This window comes from Janthinobacterium sp. NFX145 (assembly GCF_049810325.1).
Classification (GTDB): Bacteria; Pseudomonadota; Gammaproteobacteria; order Burkholderiales; family Burkholderiaceae_D; genus Janthinobacterium; species Janthinobacterium rivuli.
Genome location: NZ_CP187360.1, coordinates 5,082,006 through 5,099,024, shown reverse-complemented (window position 1 = coordinate 5,099,024; position 17,019 = coordinate 5,082,006). Strand labels below are relative to the sequence as shown.

Annotated in this window: 14 protein-coding genes and 2 tRNA genes; 7 read left to right on the top strand and 9 right to left on the bottom strand. The window is 56.3% G+C overall.

Annotated elements, in window-relative coordinates:
- Positions 1 to 141: 141 nt before the first annotated feature.
- Positions 142 to 714: a hypothetical protein gene (locus ACPJXG_RS22855; protein WP_035825212.1), complete on the top strand. Its 573-nt coding sequence runs from the start codon at positions 142 to 144 to the stop codon at positions 712 to 714.
- Positions 715 to 863: 149 nt separating this feature from the next.
- Positions 864 to 1,247 carry a hypothetical protein gene (locus ACPJXG_RS22850; protein WP_425252438.1) on the top strand — a complete coding sequence of 128 codons (384 nt, stop codon included), beginning with the start codon at positions 864 to 866 and terminating at the stop codon, positions 1,245 to 1,247.
- Between the two features lie 477 nt (positions 1,248 to 1,724).
- On the opposite strand, the gene ACPJXG_RS22845 is transcribed toward ACPJXG_RS22850, so the two are convergent.
- The 3 genes from ACPJXG_RS22845 to ACPJXG_RS22835 all read right to left on the bottom strand — a co-directional run bounded on the left by ACPJXG_RS22845 (position 1,725) and on the right by ACPJXG_RS22835 (position 5,509).
- Complete coding sequence (locus tag ACPJXG_RS22845; protein WP_035825219.1) at positions 1,725 to 2,174, bottom strand: hypothetical protein; 450 nt, start codon at positions 2,172 to 2,174, stop codon at positions 1,725 to 1,727.
- A 260-nt stretch (positions 2,175 to 2,434) separates the two neighbouring features.
- A complete protein-coding gene (locus ACPJXG_RS22840) occupies positions 2,435 to 3,094 on the bottom strand; it encodes a PEP-CTERM sorting domain-containing protein (protein ID WP_425252437.1) in 660 nt (219 codons plus the stop codon).
- Between the two features lie 303 nt (positions 3,095 to 3,397).
- Positions 3,398 to 5,509, bottom strand: a complete 2,112-nt coding sequence (locus tag ACPJXG_RS22835) for a TonB-dependent receptor family protein (protein WP_425252436.1) — start codon at positions 5,507 to 5,509, stop codon at positions 3,398 to 3,400.
- 288 nt (positions 5,510 to 5,797) lie between these two features.
- Here ACPJXG_RS22835 and ACPJXG_RS22830 point away from each other — a divergent pair, with 288 nt between their 5' ends.
- Complete coding sequence (locus ACPJXG_RS22830) at positions 5,798 to 6,244, top strand: response regulator (RefSeq protein ID WP_425252435.1); 447 nt, start codon at positions 5,798 to 5,800, stop codon at positions 6,242 to 6,244.
- A 28-nt stretch (positions 6,245 to 6,272) separates the two neighbouring features.
- Here ACPJXG_RS22830 and ACPJXG_RS22825 read toward each other — a convergent pair whose 3' ends face one another.
- The 6 genes from ACPJXG_RS22825 to ACPJXG_RS22800 form a co-directional block, all read right to left on the bottom strand.
- Positions 6,273 to 6,569, bottom strand: coding sequence for an addiction module antidote protein (locus tag ACPJXG_RS22825; RefSeq protein ID WP_035825229.1), 297 nt, complete (start codon positions 6,567 to 6,569; stop codon positions 6,273 to 6,275).
- Positions 6,569 to 6,868 (bottom strand): type II toxin-antitoxin system RelE/ParE family toxin, encoded by a 300-nt coding sequence (locus tag ACPJXG_RS22820; protein WP_035828697.1) that lies wholly within the window; start codon positions 6,866 to 6,868, stop codon positions 6,569 to 6,571. The genes ACPJXG_RS22825 and ACPJXG_RS22820 overlap by 1 nt, the downstream gene beginning before the upstream one ends.
- A gap of 202 nt (positions 6,869 to 7,070) precedes the next feature.
- Positions 7,071 to 7,146 (bottom strand) — tRNA-His (locus ACPJXG_RS22815).
- A 144-nt stretch (positions 7,147 to 7,290) separates the two neighbouring features.
- Positions 7,291 to 8,136: a glutamate racemase gene (gene murI / locus ACPJXG_RS22810; protein WP_425252434.1), complete on the bottom strand. Its 846-nt coding sequence runs from the start codon at positions 8,134 to 8,136 to the stop codon at positions 7,291 to 7,293.
- A gap of 66 nt (positions 8,137 to 8,202) precedes the next feature.
- Positions 8,203 to 9,744, bottom strand: a complete 1,542-nt coding sequence (locus ACPJXG_RS22805) for a fumarate hydratase (protein ID WP_034784516.1) — start codon at positions 9,742 to 9,744, stop codon at positions 8,203 to 8,205.
- A gap of 81 nt (positions 9,745 to 9,825) precedes the next feature.
- Complete coding sequence (locus ACPJXG_RS22800; protein WP_425252433.1) at positions 9,826 to 10,443, bottom strand: YqhA family protein; 618 nt, start codon at positions 10,441 to 10,443, stop codon at positions 9,826 to 9,828.
- Between the two features lie 308 nt (positions 10,444 to 10,751).
- Between ACPJXG_RS22800 and acs the strand changes: the two genes are divergently transcribed.
- From acs to ACPJXG_RS22780, 4 genes are all read left to right on the top strand, one after another.
- Positions 10,752 to 12,758 carry an acetate--CoA ligase gene (gene acs / locus ACPJXG_RS22795; protein WP_425252432.1) on the top strand — a complete coding sequence of 669 codons (2,007 nt, stop codon included), beginning with the start codon at positions 10,752 to 10,754 and terminating at the stop codon, positions 12,756 to 12,758.
- A 243-nt stretch (positions 12,759 to 13,001) separates the two neighbouring features.
- Positions 13,002 to 13,092, top strand: a tRNA-Ser gene (locus tag ACPJXG_RS22790).
- Between the two features lie 650 nt (positions 13,093 to 13,742).
- Positions 13,743 to 15,077, top strand: a complete 1,335-nt coding sequence (locus ACPJXG_RS22785; RefSeq protein WP_425252431.1) for a metallophosphoesterase family protein — start codon at positions 13,743 to 13,745, stop codon at positions 15,075 to 15,077.
- The gene (locus ACPJXG_RS22780) at positions 15,074 to 17,017 is read left to right on the top strand and encodes a hypothetical protein (protein ID WP_425252430.1); all 1,944 of its coding nucleotides are present in this window, start codon (positions 15,074 to 15,076) and stop codon (positions 17,015 to 17,017) included. The genes ACPJXG_RS22785 and ACPJXG_RS22780 overlap by 4 nt, the downstream gene beginning before the upstream one ends.
- Positions 17,018 to 17,019 lie beyond the last annotated feature (2 nt).

The window sequence follows — 17,019 nt, the reverse complement described above, 5'->3', positions numbered from 1 at the left end:
CGGCATGGCCGACTCCGCTACGGGCGGCGCCTGCAAGGGTGCCGCCCGTACTGTTATGTGCGCCAGCCAACGGCACTGTCGCCGCCGATTCTGTTACCCTCGAAACATACCTTCGGGATCTCCCATTACAAGAGGCCTACCATGCAGCGCATCCTGACACTTTCCTCCCTGGCCGCCAGCGGCTTGCTGCTTTCCGCCTGCGCATCGCTGGGCACGCCCGTGGGCTTGCAGGCGGGGCAGACCGTGGCCGTCGTCAATAGCCTGAGCTGGGACAATCCCCTGACGGGCAAGCGCGACGGCGTGCGCACCAGCTGGCCCATCAAGGATGGCAAGATTGCCCCTGAATATTTTCCGCTGGCGCAGCTGAAGCAGTGCGAAGCCGGCGGCAAGCCTTGCGCCTGGGGCGTGATGCGGGCGCAGCGCGGCGCACCCACGCTGAGCTATGCGGACGGCGGCATCGACCTGGCCGTGAGCGTGGCCATCGACGTGGCGCGGCGCCAGGATGCGCGCCAGGGCGAGACGCAAACGGCGATGGCGATTCCGCAGGATGTGGCCGCGCTGGCTGGCCGGCAACAAGTGCAACCCAGCTGGAAATTGAAGTATGGCAAGGTCGAGCAGGTCGAGCTCGATTACGGCGTGCGCTACCAGGTGTGCGTGCAGCGCTACGATGCGGCCGGCAAGGCCATCGATACCTGCGCGATTCCGTTTATTTGAGGAAACATGCGGCATGGGCCGCTTGTGGCGCGTTTGCGACATTTCATGTTGCGGCGTGCGTCGGCGTGTAACAATCGGTAAAAGCACAGCAAAGCACGGCGTAATTTCTTATAGTACTTAATTAAGCAGTACACATTAGGAGAATTGCGATGAAAACCCTGTTGGCAGTAATCTCGCTGGCCGCCCTGGGTGGCTGCGCCGTGGCGCCCCCCGGTCCTGCGTATTACGGTTCGCGCGCGCCGCAGGGAGCCTACAATCCTTACGACTGGCATACGGTCTCGTCCGAGCCGGTGCAGTCAGGCCGCGTGATGAGCGCGCCGCGCGTGGAATATACGAATGAGCCCGTGTATGTGCAGCAGCCGCCGGTGTACGTGCAGCAGCCCGTGTATGTGCCGGCGCCAGTGTACGCGCCGCAACCGTATTATTACAATCCGCCCGTATCGATCGGGCTGGACTTCATGTTTGGCTTTGGGCGCTACGGTGGACACCGCGGCGGCTGGGGCGGGCATGGCCGCTATCACGGCCGCCGCTAATGTAGCGTGTTTGCATGCAGGACAAAGCCGGACAAGCAATGCTTGCCCGGCTTTGTCATTCTACTAGTGGAAATACACCGAACCCTGGTGCAGTACGTCCGCCGAGCACAAGATGTACATCGCCGCCGCTGCCAGACCTATTTGCAAGGCGCCAAAGCTGATCGGGATGAGGCGGGACATGTCGTACTCCTGAGTGGTGTGAAATGTGGTCAGGCTTTCATCATAGGATGAGTTGATGCCTTTGGGCATCGGATGAATGTCCGCTACCGTGTAGGACAATACCTCGTGCCTGGCGCCCCGCCTCGCTCTCCGGCCGCCGGAGTAACCCCCAATAAATTATTGCGATTTCTGACTTCCATAACCGGCGCTCTGCGGCGTTGCCCACTGCTAGCAGTGCTCGCACTGCGTCGCAGCGGGCGCCTTGCATAGCATCCGGTTCTGTTCGTCATAACTTCACAATAATTTCCTGAGGATTACTTAGCGGTTTTTCCAGCGAACGACAGGCTCTTCCGGCGCTGTATCCGGCACGTTCGAGATCGCCAGCCAGTGCGTCAGGCGTTCCGGGTGTTTGAGATTGATGCCCATGCCATCGATGATGCCGACCTGTTCCAGCATGCGCGCATCGATTTTCGCTTTCGACACCGTGGGCGCGCCCATGACCATGCGGTCGTACGCCTTGCGCGCCTTGTGTTCCCACTTGTGCAGATTGCTTTCGTCGAAGCGGTTCGCTTCGAAGTACACGGTCAGGGTGCCATCGAGGTTGCCGAAGCCGACAATGCCTGCGCCCTTGCGGATGGTGGTGGTGTTGTCGATGTCAAATTCCGCCGTGGGCACGAAAATGCCGGCGCGGCCGTCGATGTCGGGACGTCCCACGGGCGTTTCCTTGCCGTAGGAACTCGTTTCGGTAATGGTTTTTTCTGCGGACATGGTGCGTGTGCGGTGGCCGTGCCGGGAGCGCTATCGGGCCCGGTGGTGCCAGCCTTCCTGTTCAAAAAATGCGTGCTGATGATCAGGGCGGGGTAGGGGCCCTGGCGGAGCGATGCTTGGCATTGCTTGATACCCCGCTATTGTAGCGTCAATTTAATTCTTCTTGGCAACATTTCCTGAAAATTATGCTCCCGTCTTTCCATGAAAAAAGCCGCCCGGCCATGGCGGCGGGGCGGCTGATGTGCGATGCTAGCTCAGGCTCAGGCGCCGTTCTTGCGGCGCACCACAAAACCCAGCAAACCCAGGCCCAGCAGCATCATGGCGTAGGTTTCCGGTTCCGGCACGGCAGCCATCACCGAGACATTATCCAGATAGGAACCATAGGTCGGCGCCGAGACGGGGCCGATCGATTCGAAGCGCAGCAGGCTCGACGAGCCGAGCGCCGTCACGTTCTGGCTGTAGGTTTGCCACACGCCGGTGGTCGTGCCCACCAGGGCCGTTGGCGTCAGCAGGGTCGAACCCCAGTAGACATTCATCAGACTGTTCGCGCCGCCTGCTGTATTCGGGCGGCCCGAGTAGGCGAACGACAGCGCATACGTGCCGCCGGCCGTGGTGGCGATCGATTGCGAGACGGAGGTCAGGCGCTCGGCATTGAGTTCCAGGTATTGCGTGCCGGCAGCGGCGACGGGGTTGAAGCCGCTCTGGCCGCCTTGCGTGGCGCCCTTCTGGATTTCAAAGGCCGTGTTGCCGCTGACGGACGAGGTCCAGCCCGTCACGGCGCTCAATTGCGCGAACGGTGTGCTGATGGCGTTGCTTTCGAAACTGCCGTTGATGACCAGTTCGGTCGCGGCGTTGGCGGCGCCGGCAGTGATCAGGGTGGTGAGTGCGGCGATCTTGATAAGGGTGGCTGGCAGGTTCATGTATTGTCCGTTGTATTGTTGAATAATTAATTCAATTTCCTAAATGATATTGAAGAGTATCACTAAAACTCACAAAAAATAGAAGTTTTTTCAGGAAAAATTTTGTAATTGTGAAATCATTTGTGTTTAAAATGAAAATAATTTCCACGGTGAATTAGTTGTACTGACTTCCAGGGGTACGCGGCCCTGTCTTAGCTTGCACCGCAGCATCTTTGTGACATGACGGACGTAAAAAAACCTGCATCGAAAATACAACGATGCAGGTTTTTGGCCCAGTGCGCGTGCCAGGCGTGCTGCCGGCTGTTAGAACGCGAGGCGGCCTTGCAGGTAGACCATGCGCGGCGCGCCTACGATCTTGCCCAGGTTGCCATCCGAGGTGCGCGTGAAGTAGCGCTTGTCGCTCAGATTGTTGACGCCGGCGACCAGCTCCAGGCCAGTCTGGCCCGGTACTTTCCATTTCACTTGCGTGTTCCAGGTACGGAAGCCGGGAATCACGCCCAGGCTGCCAGTCGGATTTTCCGCCACGGTGTTGGCTTCGTCGGCGAACTGGCGGCTCTGGTGGCTGCTCGACAAATCAAAACCCCAGGCGCCCAGTTGGTAGTGGGCGCCGATGGTGTCCGTGGTGCGCGAATAGAAGGGCACGTCGTTGCCCGCGTTCACGCCATCCTGCAAGGTGGCCTTGGTGTAAGTGTAGGTGGCGTAGGCATTCAAGCCGGCCAGCGGGCCGGACTTGTCGAAGTGGTAGTCGACGGCCGATTCCAGGCCCCGGTGGTGCGTGGCGCCCACGTTGTAGAAGACGACGTTCTCGCCGCTGCCGACGGACTGGATCTGATTGTCGAACTTGATGTTGAACAAGGTTGCCTCAGCCGACAGCTGGCCGCTCTTCCAGCGTGCGCCCAGTTCGGCCGTTTTCGCCAGTTCCGGCTGCAGCGGGTTCTTGCTCGATTGCGCATTGAGCTGCGTATTTTGCACGGCGCCAAACGAGCTGTTGTAGTTGCCGAACAGGGTCACGTTGTTGTTGAGCAAGTAGGCCACGTTCAGCGAGGGCAGGGCCTTGTTGTTGAGCAGATCGATCTTCTGGTCGGTCGGCAAGTGGTTGAAGCGTTCCGTCTTGATGTGCTCGTAGCGCACGCCGGGCGTGATGCGCCACGCGTCGATGGCGATCTTGTCGTCGATATACACGGCTTGCGCATCGGTCGAATTGTCGGCGAAGCGCGTCGGCTTTTGTTGCACGCCGGTGGCGATGACGACGTTGTAGATGGTCTCGTCGGCCCGTTCTGCCAGGTAGCGGTAGCCGACGGTGACGTCCTGCGATATCTTGCCCGTGATGAAGCGCTGCGTGTAGCGCGGTTCGATGGCCGTCGTCTCATAGTTGCGCGGCTGGCGGCCCAGGCCGTTGCGGTTCGCATTGATCAGGGTGCTTTCGCGCGAGCTCTTGTTGTAGTAGGCGCGCACCTCGAGTTCCTGCGTGCTGGACAGGGCGTTCAGGTAGCCGATGTCGAAGGCTTTGCGCTCGCCGCTCCAGAAGTCGGTCGGGCGCGTGTTCTGGAACGGGTCCTGCTTGTATTGCGCGGCGCTCAAACCGCCCGGCGTGCGCGACGTCACGTCGTAGTAGGACAGCTTGCCGTACACCTCGGCCGTCGGGTTCAGGTCGTAGCGGAATTTGAGGGCGAAGTCGTTGACCTTTTCATCGCTGCCCACGCGCCAGTCGCTGCCGCGGATGCCCGAATACAGCACCGCCAGGCCCAGGCCGCTGTCGAGCTGGGTGCCGGCAAAGACGCTCGCTTGCGTGTTGTGGCCCACTTCGCTGTACGAGTTGTAGCGCACGGTGGCGTCGCCCGTGATGCCTGGCGTGGTGGGCACGCGGCGCGTCTTGAAGTTGATGATGCCGCCCACGTTTTGCGGGCCGAAGCGCACGGCGCCGCCGCCGCGCACCACGTCGACCGTTTCGACATTGGCCAGGCTGACGGGCGCGAACGACAGTTGCGGCTGGCCATATGGCGCCACCGACATCGGGATGCCGTCCAGCAAGACCGTGCTGCGCGGCGAATAGCGCCCGGCCAGGCCGCGCACGCCGATATTGAGGGAGATGGCGCTGCCGGCGCTGCCCGAGTTGTCGCTGATCTGCACGCCGGGAATGCGGCGCATCACGTCGCTGAGGCTGGTTGCGCCCGAGTTCTCGATATCGTCTTTTTGCACCACGGTGCGCGCGCCGGCGAAATTTTTCGTGCTGGCGGCCATGCTGGTGCCCAGCAGATTGCTGCTGACCTGAATCGATTCCAGGATGGGGCCGGCGTTATCGGCAGTAGTAGCTTGCTGTGCCTGCGCGGCGATGGGCGCGTTCAGGCATGCGAGGGCGATGGCCAGCGCGCACGGGCGCAGCGAAAAGGGCAGTGTGAAAGGTGTGGCAGCCATGCATGGATCTCCGTAATGACAATGTTTGCGCGGGCAATCGGGCGGCGCGACAACATCGTGGCGTGGACATCCGGCGCAAGGGGATGATAATGATAATGATTCTCATTTTATCCGTCAATTGCGAGTATTGCGTAGTGGAGGTATGGCCGCTTGCAGGGTAGGAAAGTGTTGCTGGCGCGGTACAGCGGGTGGCTTCGATTGCCGCTTGGCACCATTGCTCGGGTGCGGCGGCATTGTGCGCGCTTCTTGTATACTCGCGTTTTTGCAGCCGTCAGACGTGAACGTACAATGAGCCAGACAACTGAAACGACACCAGGCAGTTCCTCCGTGGAACGCCGTCAGGGCGACCAGCCGGCAAGTGCTGCGCGCAAATTAAATCTCCTGGTGGTTGACGACAACCAGGAAGTGGGCGAATCGCTGGCCATGCTGCTCGAGGCGCTGGGCCACCACGCCGTGGTGGTGCGCAACTGGCAAATGGCCGTCGAGCAAGTCAAGCTGTGCGTGCCCGACGCCGTCTACCTCGACATCGAAATGCCCGGCATCAGCGGCATCGAAATCGGCCGCCGCCTGCATAACAATCCCGACACGGCCGACGCCGTGCTGATCGCCGTCACCGGCCACAGCCTGCCCATGTACATGGACGACGCGCTGGCCGTGGGCTTCCGCCACTTCCTCGTCAAGCCCGTGCGCCTGGAGGATTTGGCGACGACGGTGCAGTCGGTGCTGGCGGGGTAGTCTTTTCGCTGCCACGCCTGATCGGTGGTCAGGTGTTCAGCGCTGCGGCGCGAAATTGCAAGCCGAGTGCATGCGTCACCTTCAAAATGGTGTCGAAGCTTGGATTGCCTTCGCCGGACAAGGCCTTGTACAAACTTTCCCGTCCCAATCCGGTATCCTTGGCAAGTTGCGTCATGCCGCGCGCCTTGGCAATGTTGCCGAGCGCTTTGGCGATGAAGGATGCGTCGTCGCCCGCTTCTTCCAGGCAAGCTTCAAAGTAGGCGACGATATCCTCTTCGGTTTTGAGGTGCTGCGCGCTATCCCACTTGTTGAGTTTTTGTATCATCAGACCTCCTGGAGTATTTGCGCGAGCCGCTGCGCCGTTTTGATATCTTTTGCTTGCGTTGATTTGTCGCCGCCAGCGAGCAGGATGATTATTTCCATGCCGCGCTGGGTGAAATAAACGCGGTAACCGGGACCACAATCAATTCGCATTTCCGAAACGCCGCCACCGACAGGTTTGCAATCGCCAAAGTTGCCGTCTTCGGCACGGTCAATACGGGCCTGGATGCGGAAAAAAGCTTTCCGATCCTTCAACTGGCTGAACCAGTCATCGAACGTGGCGGTGGTATGGATGCTTTTCACGCATACAAGTGTATTCTTTGGGATACGATAAATCAAGCGTATGCATCAAGTTTGATTGTTGTGCGCCGACCAGCTTCGTTCGCTGATGCGCTCGCCTGACATGTTGTGGAAGGGCGGCTGATGTTGCCTTATGCATGTGCGCGGAAATGAAAAAAGGGTTACAAGCCGAAGCATGTAACCCTTTTATTTACCGCTAATTCTGTGGGGTGGCTGATGGGGCTCGAACCCACGACAACAGGAATCACAATCCTGGACTCTACCAACTGAGCTACAGCCACCACTGTCTTACTTACCTGTTTAGCTGTTTTGCTGAACAGGTGCCGAATTATACAAAGAACTCGGCAAAGTGGCAAATCTAAATGCGGTCTTTTTTAAAGAATCGAAAGATTGCATGAAAACGGTCGCTTTTGCTCTCACACCGCTCACACGGACAGGTGCGCCACGGGCGGCTGCAAGTCCAGCAAACCGGCGAAGGCTTGCGCCAGGGCTTCGACCTTGGCCGTCGTGTAGCCCAGCAGCCGTGGCGCGTCGTTGCCGCTGCGGCGCAGGCTGGCCGCGTCGAGCAAACGGGCCAGCTGGCGCGCCACGGCTTCCCCGGTGTCGACCAGGGTGACGGGTTCCTGCGTATGCGCGCGCACCGTGCGTTCGATGGCGTCTTGCACGAAGGGGTAGTGGGTACAGCCGAGCACCAGGGTATCGACGCCTTGCGCCAGCAGGGGGGCGATATAGCGGTCGAGCATGGCGCTGGTGGCATCGAGCGGGTCGCTGCCCATCGCGGACTGTTCGATGCGTTCGACCAGGCCCACGCAGGGCTGCAAGATGAACGTGGCACCGGTCGCGTTGCTGACTTGTTCGCGCAAGGCAAGCAGCTTGTCGCCGCGCAAGGTGCGCTCGGTGGCCAGCACGCCGATCTTGCCGTTGCGGCTGATGGCGGCTGCCGGTTTCAGGCCAGGTTCGACGCCGACGATGGGCAGGTCGGGATAGCGCGCGCGTAGCGCCTTGATGGCGGCGATGGTGGCCGTGTTGCAGGCGACGACCAGTGCTTTCGCGTCTTGCTGCAGCAGGTAGCCGGCCACTGCCAGTGAACGGTCGATCACCTGCTGTTCCGTCTTGTCGCCATACGGTGCATGGCCGGAATCGGCAAAGTAAATCAGGTCTTCCTGCGGCAGCTGCGCGCGGATATGGCGCAGCACCGACAGGCCGCCCACGCCGGAGTCAAAAATGCCGATGGGCGCGTCGGGGTGGACATTGCTTGCAATAGAAGTCATGGGGAACCGGAGTAGATAAAAAAACGCCGCGCTGGATTGCCGCGCGGCGTTAATGGTAGAGCTTGTTTAAGCAACCGTCACGGGAATCTTGCTGACGCTATTGAGTTGCTCGATCTTCGCCTGCCATTCCTTCGGACCCGTGTTGTGCACCGAGGTGCCTTTCGCATCCACGGCCACCGTCACCGGCATGTCGACCACGTCGAATTCGTAGATCGCTTCCATGCCCATGTCGGCAAAGCCCAGCACCTTGGCGTGCTTGATGGCTTTTGACACCAGGTAGGCGGCGCCGCCCACGGCCATCAAATAGGCCGACTGGTGCTTCTGGATCGATTCGATGGCGACCGGTCCCCGTTCGGCCTTGCCGATCATGGCGATCAGGCCGGTTTTTTCCAGCATCATGTCGGTGAACTTGTCCATGCGGGTGGCGGTCGTCGGACCGGCCGGGCCGACGGCTTCGTCGCGCACCGGGTCGACGGGACCGACGTAGTAGATCACGCGGTTCTTGAAGTCGACCGGCAATTCTTCGCCCTTGGCCAGCATGTCCTGGATGCGCTTGTGCGCTGCGTCGCGGCCCGTCAGCATCTTGCCGTTCAGCAGCAAGGTCTGGCCCGGCGTCCACGAAGCGACTTCTTCTTTCGTCAGGGTGTTCAGGTCGACGCGCTTGGATTTTTCCGTGTCAGGCGTCCAGTGCACTTCCGGCCACGACGACAGCGATGGCGGTTCCATGTAGGCCGGGCCCGAGCCGTCCAGCACGAAGTGGCCGTGGCGCGTGGCGGCGCAGTTCGGGATCATGGCGACCGGCTTCGACGCGGCGTGCGTCGGGTGCATCATGATTTTCACGTCGAGCACGGTCGTCAGGCCGCCCAGGCCTTGCGCGCCGATGCCCAGCGAGTTGATCTTGTCGCACAGCTCGATACGCAGTTCTTCCAGCTTGTTTTGCGGGCCGCGTTGTTTCAGCTCAAACATGTCGATGTCTTCCATCAACACTTCTTTTGCCATCAACATGGCTTTTTCAGCCGTGCCGCCGATGCCGATGCCCAGCATGCCAGGCGGGCACCAGCCGGCGCCCATGGTCGGCACGGTCTTCATGACCCAGTCCACCAGCGAATCGGATGGGTTCATCATGATCATCTTGGATTTGTTTTCCGAACCGCCGCCCTTGGCAGCGACTTTCACGTCGACGGTATTGCCTTCGACCAATTCCATGTGCACGACGGCTGGCGTGTTGTCCTTGGTGTTCTTGCGGTCGAAATGCGGATCGGCCACGATGGAAGCGCGCAGTTTGTTGTCGTCGAAGTTGTATGCGCGGCGCACGCCTTCGTTGACGGCGTCGGTGACGGTGCCGGAGAAGCCTTCGAAGCGCACGCCCATGCCGATTTTCAGGAAGACGTTGACGATACCCGTGTCCTGGCAGATAGGACGCTTGCCTTCCGCGCACATGCGCGAGTTGGTCAGGATTTGCGCGATCGCATCTTTTGCCGCCGGGCTTTGCTCGGCCGCGTAGGCGCGCGCCAGGTGCTCGATGTAATCAGCAGGGTGGTAGTAGCTAATGTACTGCAACGCTGCGGCGACGGATTCGATCAGGTCTTCTTGCTTTATGACAGTCATGGTGTTCTCGCGGTGGATAAGAAGGGTAAGACTCTTTGCTGAAAGCCCATGGCCGCCGCTGGCAGCCATGGGCTTGTTTCTTTAGTGAGGGGTTCTCGCTTGGTTCTGCGTCACCGTCATGATGCGGTCGGTGTAGGCAATCGCCATCGCCGACAGGATGAAGACCATGTGGATCACCGTTTGCGCGATGATCACTTCGATCTTGTACGAGTTGGCGTTGATGAAGGTCTTCAGCAGGTGGATGGACGAGATGCCGATGATGGCCATCGCCAGTTTCGTCTTCAGCACGGAAGCATTTACGTGCGACAACCATTCCGGCTGGTCTGGGTGGTCATCGAGGTGCATGCGCGAAACGAAGGTTTCGTAGCCGCCAATAATGACCATGATCAGCAGGTTCGAAATCATCACCACGTCGATCAGGCCTAATACCACCAGCATGATGGTCGCTTCGTTCAGCTTGGTCGGCAGGGCGCTGCCCGGCACGGCAACGGCCGTCAGCACGTGCTGCAGGGCTGCATCATTGCCGAACACGGCGCCGATCAGGTCGGATAATTCCACCCAGAAATGAAATACATACACGCATTGTGCGAGGATCAGGCCCAGGTACAGCGGCAACTGCAGCCAGCGCGACATGAAGATGAAGGAGGACAGCGGGTGCAGCTTGGTATGTTTGGATGACGGTGGTAGGTGGTCGATCATGTGGGGTTTCCTGGGGGAGTAAATACCAATTTTTGGTATGCCCGACATTTTACACTTGCTGCTGATTACTGCGCATGGCCTTGCTTCTGATTATTAGGTTTGATGAAACACGAAGTGGTATTGAACCTTCGGTGCAGCGTGCATTTTCCCAGTGAAAATACTGTATGGCGTCCCCTTGACTCCTGTTGCCGAAGGCGCTTATGGTTAGCCTTGATAGGGGTAAAACGCTGCATAAACGCGACATGTAAGGCGTCCGTAAGACACGGGGTCTATCGTGTTAGCAAACAATTACTACACTGGAGACAAGCATGAGCGCTACAGAAAACCAAGGGCAGGGCACGGAACAGCAGGGACCAGGAGAGTCGCGCGTATTTGACCCATCGGCAGCATTTGCCGCACAGGCAACGATTTCCGGCATGGACGCCTACCGCGCCATGGTGGCCGACGCCGAACGCGACTACGAAGGCTTCTGGGCCAAGCTGGCGCGCGAAAACCTGAGCTGGAAAAAGCCGTTCACCCGCACCCTGAACGAAGACAACGCGCCATTCTACAAATGGTTCGAAGACGGCCAGCTGAACGTGTCCTACAACTGCCTGGACCGCAATATCGAAAACGGCCTGGGCGACAAGACGGCCATCATCTTCGAAGCGGACGACGGCACCGTTACCAAGGCAACATATAAAGAGCTGCACGAAAAAGTCTGCAAGTTCGCCAATGGCCTGAAAGCCAAGGGCATCGCCAAGGGCGACCGCGTGATCATCTATATGTCGATGTCCGTCGAAGGCGTTGCTGCAATGCAAGCCTGCGCGCGTATCGGCGCCACCCACTCTGTGGTCTTTGGCGGTTTCTCGGCGAAATCCCTGCAGGAACGCATCATCGACGCGGGCGCCGTGGCCGTCATCACGGGCGACGAGCAATTGCGCGGTGGCAAGAAGCTGCCATTGAAATCCATCGTCGACGAAGCGCTGGCGCTGGGCGGCTGCGACTGCGTGAAAAACGTCATCGTCTACAAACGCACGGGCAGCGACCTGCCGATGGTGGCCGGTCGCGACACATGGCTGCACGACCTGGTCGAAGGCCAGCCGGCGCAATGCGAGCCGGAATGGGTCGATGCCGAGCATCCACTGTTTATCTTGTACACCTCGGGTTCGACGGGCACGCCGAAGGGCGTGCAGCATTCGAGCGGCGGCTACCTGCTGTGGGCCGCGCTGACGATGAAGTGGAGCTTCGACATCAAGCCCGACGACGTATTCTGGTGCACGGCCGACATCGGCTGGGTGACGGGCCACAGCTACATCGCGTATGGCCCGATGGCCGTGGGCGCCACGCAAGTGGTGTTCGAAGGCATCCCGACCTACCCGAACGCCGGCCGTTTCTGGGAAACCATCAAGAAGCACAACGTCAGCATTTTCTACACGGCGCCAACGGCCATCCGTTCGCTGATCAAGGCGGCCGACGTGGACCCGAAAGTCCATCCAAGCAACTATGACCTGACCAGCTTGCGCCTGCTGGGCACGGTCGGCGAGCCGATCAATCCGGAAGCGTGGATGTGGTACTACAAAAACATCGGCGGCGAGAAATGCCCGATCGTCGATACCTTCTGGCAAACGGAAACGGGCGGTCACATGATCACCCCATTGCCGGGCGCCACGCCGATGGTGCCAGGTTCCTGCACCCTGCCATTGCCAGGCATCATGGCCGCCATCGTGGACGAAGCGGGCCAGGACGTGCCGAACGGCCAGGGCGGCATCCTGGTGGTAAAACGTCCATGGCCATCGATGATCCGCACGATCTGGAACAACCCCGAGCGTTTCAAGTCCAGCTACTTCCCGGAAGAACTGGGCGGCAAGATGTACCTGGCAGGCGACGGCGCCATCCGCAACAAGGACACCGGCTACTTCACCATCACGGGCCGTATCGATGACGTGCTGAACGTGTCGGGCCACCGCATGGGCACGATGGAAATCGAATCGGCCCTGGTGGCCAACCCGTTGGTGGCCGAAGCCGCCGTGGTGGGCCGCCCGGACGACACGACAGGCGAATCGATCTGCGCCTTCGTGGTGCTCAAGCAAGCGCGTCCGACGGGCGAGGAAGCGAAACGACTGGCGCTGGAGCTGCGCAACTGGGTCGGCAAGGAAATCGGCCCGATCGCGAAACCGAAGGAAATCCGTTTCGGCGACAACCTGCCCAAAACCCGCTCCGGCAAAATCATGCGCCGCCTGCTGCGCGTGCTGGCCAAGGGCGAGACGATCACGCAAGACGTGTCGACCCTGGAAAACCCGGCCATCCTGGATCAGCTGAAGGAAGCGTCGTAATAAGGTCAGTCCCTTCGGGATCGGCCTGCGCCCCACTGGGGCACAGGCCCCCGCCGGGTCTGACCCCAGCTTTTACTGGGGTGGAAGCATGAGAACATCCGAAACCAATTCTGGCCAGCCAATGGTTTTACCCCAAGGTAAATAACTTTGGCAGTCCGTAGAATCTTTGCTATAATCTGCGGCTTCGCGACAAGCGATATGCAGTACACAATGTGAGCAAGCAAGACGCGCGCATTGCCTTCAGGAGAGATGGCTGAGCGGCTGAAGGCGCACGCCTGGAAAGCGTGTATAGGGTAATACTCTATCGGGGGTTCGAATCCCCCTCTCTCCGCCAAAGACGAAAAAGAAAAAGCTACCCTCGGGTAGCTTTTTTTTTCGTCTGTAGGCGAAGAGAAGCACGCCCCCTGCGGGGCGTGCGCGGGGGATTCGAAGGGGCGGGCCTACCGGCCCGGCCCTCTCCGAATCCACTGACTGCTGCCGCTGCGCGGCAGCCCCGCGCGCCTCCGGCGCGCGTTCGTGGTTCTAACTAGGTCTTCGACTGAGCCTGCTTCTAAGGCGCTCAATGCATCAGTTCGTCTCCAAATGGCGGACCTGACCCTGATACGCCGATACGCGCTTGCCATTCAAGACAGTATCTGGCCCTTTACTGACTCCGCTTGCCTTCGATAACGAGCGCGGATGTTAAGTCGTGCTGGTGGAATTACTCCCCCAAAGGCTCTGTTTTCAGCTTTACTTCAGGTGTTCATGATGGGGACAATTTTCATTGTCAATTAGGCTGCGAAAAATAGAACAGATGCATAGTTTAACAACATCACCTATGATGTTGATATTCCACCCTAAGGCCCCAAGGCAAAGACGAATGGCAGCTTCGATGTCCTTCGGACGAAGTAAGTTGTTCCATGTTGTTGCTCTGAATGCTCGTCGAAAATTTGTTTCCTCCAAAGGATGCCATCGCGTCTGTTAGGAGCTTCCTAGGAGAAGTAGTTGCCGATTAGTCATGTTTCTTTCCTGCACTTAGGGGACGTCCACTATCCGGACTTAATTTTGCGATCGCAGTTAGTTGACCACAAGGATCAAGGTTTGGCCGCCGCGACTGTTGGAGCAGTGAGTTCAACGCGCATCGCAGACATTGCACGTGGCATCAATCGTATACGAGCGGAAGAGAAAAACCTTGTCGCGATTGTACTGACTGGTGATTTGACAACCAAAGGGAACATAGCCGGTTACAAGGATTGCCTAACCTTCTTGCATCGAACTCTTCAGTTGTCTGATGTGGATTATTGGCAACACCGTGGTCTACTCGCTGTACCGGGAAATCATGACCTAGACCGATCTTTAATTGTCAATGGTCAGCCATTGTTAGACAAGTTTTCCCCTCTCTCTCAGGTATGGGCGGACGTATGCGGTAGCGCGAGTGCACTAACCGTTGGTATGCCTTTAGCAACGGATCTGTCGCCGATAGGTGTTGACAATCCATCGATACGTTTTCTTCCAATTAACACTTGTTTCTTGTGTGGCGAGTTCAGAGCCTTCCCCGAACGGATACGTAACGAGATGGTGAAAGCACTTGATACGTTGAAGTCGACAGTGCCTGTTGATGTATTCGACAAGATGGTAAGTGAACAAATCGATTGCCCAGCCGCAGAGCGAGGGCACGTTGACGCTATTGCACAATATATCCGGGAGTGCGATGCCAGCAGTGTGCCAGTTGTATTCGGACACCACCCGCTGCTAGCGCAGCCGATGCCGCGAATTGACGGATATAACGAAATGCTAAATGCAGGGTTCGTACGAGAGACAATTTTAGAATCGAGAAAGAACGTTATTTATTTACATGGGCATATTCATCAGGATCCACTCCTCACGGTGAATAGTCCGATGCGTGGCGCACACCGCATCATTCACATCTCCGCTCCAGCTCTAGAGGATGGATTTAATCTAATTCGAATATATTTCTCCACGGAAACTGGGCAGCCTTTAGGGATGGAGTTGATCCCGCATCGTTTCGGTGATCATTTGGGGCTTGTAAAACGTGATGCAATTAAATTACGTCTTATTGATCAAACAGAACTTTGGAATGAAATTGATCAACCTTGGATTGAGCACGTTCTAGCGAAATTGACATCGCCACAGATCGTTCTTCGATTCAATGACCTACTAAAATCCGCTCCGAATTCTCTTAAGGTAGATCTTGAAGTATCTGCCCAAGTAGATGCATTAACAGATGCTTTGATTATTTTGGAGTTATTAGAAATAATTGAAATTGTAAATCGCGAAAAACCATCAAAGACATGGCAATGCCGTAGGAAGATCATATGATTACCCTTTCTCCTTTTTCTGATACTCGTTTTGAGTATGAAATCAGGCATTTATATTATTTGCAAGAAGATATTTATTCTACTTTGCAACAAACGAAGCCATGTTACTTAATCGGATCTCGTGGAACTGGTAAAACGACACTATTAAAATCACTTTCGTGGCGCGAGCGTTTGAATAACGAAGGCCTTCGAAAGCAATTGGGGCGAACTGTATTTTCTGAGTTTATTGGAGTGTATATTAAGCTTCCGGATATTCAATTGGATGCGATCTCCTTTTGGTTGAAAGATGAAAATGATTTACTTAAACGTGCAATTTATTCCAGATACCTTGAATTAATCCAATTGCAGGAAATATTTGATGCGGTATCTGAGTTGGAATCTACAGGGCAGCTAAAATTTTCGGCCGCAGATGAGCAGAAAGTTGTTAAGAAACTACTCTCTGATTTCTCTGCGGAATTGTTTCTTCGTGAATTAAATACTCGGCCACCAATTTCGTTTTCCGATCTTTCAAGCAGTGTTCGATCGCTGCGGCGTTATATTGAAAAAGCATCGCAGCAACACACTTTGGCAAAGGATGTGCTTGATGCTATCGGCTCGCCGTCACAGATTGGAGCGTTGTCGCGTGAAGTTATTGCTCGCTTAGCCCAAGTCATCAGCCATTCAAATAGTCAGGATGAAATTTTTTTTAAAGTTTGCTTTGATGAAGCAGAAACCTTGGACGCGTTCGGCGTTCAAATTCTGGCTACTTGGGTACGATTATCGACCCGACCGCTTTTTCATGTAATTTCTTTCGTTAGTCGTCCTGAATCTTTGTCTGAAACTTTACTTCCAAAGTTAACAGTACAAAGCGCTGATGTTGAATTTTTAGAATTGGATAGCATTAAAGATAAACAATTTAGATCGTTTGCGGAAGGTGTAACCAATCTACGTATTAAAGAGTTCTCTCGGCGCGTGCAAGATATTTCGCTTGATGGTATACCTGTTTTTAATACGGAGCGCATGTTTGGTAAACTTAATTTGAATTTTTTATTAGAGGATTCATTGCGAGAGTCTGTTTCGCCATTTGCCCAAGCGCTTCTTAAAGAGGCAAGTAATAGCATTGGAGAAGAATATGGTGATCTTGATCGTAGTAGAAGAGGCGATGATTCTGCACTGCCAATATACGAAACCTATTTGGAAATGCGGACGAATAAATCTCTGCCAGGTGATGATGTGCCAAAATGGTCAAAGCGTAGGGCAAGCAGTCAACTCACGCGTAAGGCCATGGTGGGCGCATATTTGTCGATTATGCACGATCTGCATTCTCAACCAAAATATGCCTACGCTGACATGATATTGCAGCTTAGCGATAGTTGCATTAGGGATTATTTGAATAATTTGGAATATATCTTCCGCGAGTCGAAAATGACTATTTCACAATTTTTAAATTCTGGGAAAATAAAACCTAGTATTCAAAGCGCTGGGCTTCTTGCTTCAAGTAAAGCCAAGGTTAAGTCATTACCAACCCACGGAGTGAATCATCCCTCATGTACTGCGAAATTGGTATCTGGATTAGGTAAAGTTACCCATATGTTGCAATCGGGATCAAGAGATGGAGTACGTCACCTAAAAACTACGGAACGTGGTGTTTTTGAGCTTTCTACAACTTCAAAGAGTGCACGAACAAGTCGAGCTGTAGAGTTAATCGTTGATGCTGCTGAGGCGGGATTTCTCAAAGTGATAGATGGTGATGAAATGACAATGCGATTTCGCGTTCATACTTCGCTTGCTCCGGCTTTTGGATTCTCATATCGCGGAGCGTATTATCCGGTTATCGTGCAGGTACAAGATGTTCTTTCAATTGCGGATGCTGCCGACGACAAGGATATTGAAAGATTCGCTTCTGGCTTGTTCGATAGGCTTGATGGTAATAGAATCGACGACTTGTTTTCAGGAGAATAAGC

What these genes read in the sequence shown, in the direction of transcription:
- ACPJXG_RS22780 (WP_425252430.1), top strand. Translation starts at nt 15,074, where the DNA reads ATGATTACCCTTTCTCCTTTTTCTGATACTCGTTTTGAGTATGAAATC.
- ACPJXG_RS22835 (WP_425252436.1), bottom strand. Translation starts at nt 5,509, where the DNA reads ATGGCTGCCACACCTTTCACACTGCCCTTTTCGCTGCGCCCGTGCGCG.
- ACPJXG_RS22805 (WP_034784516.1), bottom strand. Translation starts at nt 9,744, where the DNA reads ATGACTGTCATAAAGCAAGAAGACCTGATCGAATCCGTCGCCGCAGCG.
- ACPJXG_RS22830 (WP_425252435.1), top strand. Translation starts at nt 5,798, where the DNA reads ATGAGCCAGACAACTGAAACGACACCAGGCAGTTCCTCCGTGGAACGC.
- ACPJXG_RS22825 (WP_035825229.1), bottom strand. Translation starts at nt 6,569, where the DNA reads ATGATACAAAAACTCAACAAGTGGGATAGCGCGCAGCACCTCAAAACC.
- ACPJXG_RS22845 (WP_035825219.1), bottom strand. Translation starts at nt 2,174, where the DNA reads ATGTCCGCAGAAAAAACCATTACCGAAACGAGTTCCTACGGCAAGGAA.
- acs (WP_425252432.1), top strand. Translation starts at nt 10,752, where the DNA reads ATGAGCGCTACAGAAAACCAAGGGCAGGGCACGGAACAGCAGGGACCA.
- ACPJXG_RS22850 (WP_425252438.1), top strand. Translation starts at nt 864, where the DNA reads ATGAAAACCCTGTTGGCAGTAATCTCGCTGGCCGCCCTGGGTGGCTGC.
- murI (WP_425252434.1), bottom strand. Translation starts at nt 8,136, where the DNA reads ATGACTTCTATTGCAAGCAATGTCCACCCCGACGCGCCCATCGGCATT.
- ACPJXG_RS22840 (WP_425252437.1), bottom strand. Translation starts at nt 3,094, where the DNA reads ATGAACCTGCCAGCCACCCTTATCAAGATCGCCGCACTCACCACCCTG.
- ACPJXG_RS22800 (WP_425252433.1), bottom strand. Translation starts at nt 10,443, where the DNA reads ATGATCGACCACCTACCACCGTCATCCAAACATACCAAGCTGCACCCG.
- ACPJXG_RS22855 (WP_035825212.1), top strand. Translation starts at nt 142, where the DNA reads ATGCAGCGCATCCTGACACTTTCCTCCCTGGCCGCCAGCGGCTTGCTG.